Source organism: Streptomyces racemochromogenes (assembly GCF_044129415.1).
GTDB classification, from domain to species: Bacteria; Actinomycetota; Actinomycetes; order Streptomycetales; family Streptomycetaceae; genus Streptomyces; species Streptomyces racemochromogenes_A.
On record NZ_JBBDHD010000296.1, the window covers coordinates 1 to 1131 of the forward strand.

General features: G+C 71.8%; 1 pseudogene. It reads left to right on the plus strand.

Annotation, left to right across the window (positions count from 1 at the left end):
• Window positions 1-349: 349 nt before the first annotated feature.
• Window positions 350-1131: pseudogene (locus tag WDV06_RS36920) on the plus strand (hypothetical protein); the annotation flags it as partial.

Below are 1131 nucleotides of genomic sequence, written 5' to 3' on the forward strand. Positions count from 1 at the left end.
CCTGAACACCGCCTGGAAGTTCACCGGCACCCCGTCCGCCGTCTACGAGTCCGGCCTCAACGCCGCCGAAGTCTTCGCCATCGGCACCGACGGCGTCCTCTCCCACGCCTACAGCGCCGACGGCAATCCCTTCAGCCCCTGGTACACCCTGGGCGGCGCGAAGTTCCGGACCGGCTGAGCACCACGCCACCGACCCGCGGTCCCGGCTCGACGAGTCGGCTCGCCGACCGGGCCCGGGCCGCCGCTCGTCCCTCCCTCCGGCCGCGCCCGCCTCCGGCCACGCCTGTTCCGTGGCCCGTCCACGCCCGACCGTTCCACCCTTCCACGTCCAACCAGGAGTCAGAATCCCGTGAACCGTCGCCTTCGTCTGAGCCTGTCCACGCTCGCCCTGACCGCCGTCGCAGCCACCGGCACGGTCACCGCCACCACCGGGCCGGCCTACGCACTGCTGCCGAATCGTTCCTGCGGGACGATCACCGACGCCGACGCGGCCGTCGCGGCGCAATTGAACCAGCAGCTCACCGGCTCCCTGGCGCACGCCATGACGGCCTACCGCGTCTCCTGTGCCCGGGCCGTCGTCACCACCGTCCGCGGCCTCGGCCTGCCGGAGCGGGCCGCCGTCATCGCGGTCACCACAGCCATCGTCGAGAGCACCCTGGAGAACAACCCCAACGTGCTGGACCACACCAGCGTCGGCCTCTTCCAGCAGCAGGACTTCTGGGGCTCGACCCAGCAGCGACTGGACCCCGCCTGGTCCACCACGGCGTTCATCAACGCGATGCAGCGCACCTACCCGGGCGGGTCCTGGCAGTCCCAGGACATCGGCACCGTGTGCCAGAACGTCCAGCGGTCGGCGTACCCCGACCGCTACGGACAGCAGGCGGCCGACGGCCAGCGCATCGTCGCCGCGCTCGGCGTCCCGGCACCGACCCCGGCCCCCGCCGCTTCGGGACCGACGGCCGCAACGCTGTACAACCCCGACACGGCGACCGCCGAGGCCTTCGCGGTCAACGCCGACGGGATCATGGTCCACGCGTACAACACCAAGGGGGGTCCGGGCTGGACGCCCTGGGAGTCGCTGGACAACTCCTTCCGCTTCACCGGCAGCCCCACCGCGGTCTACAACCCGGT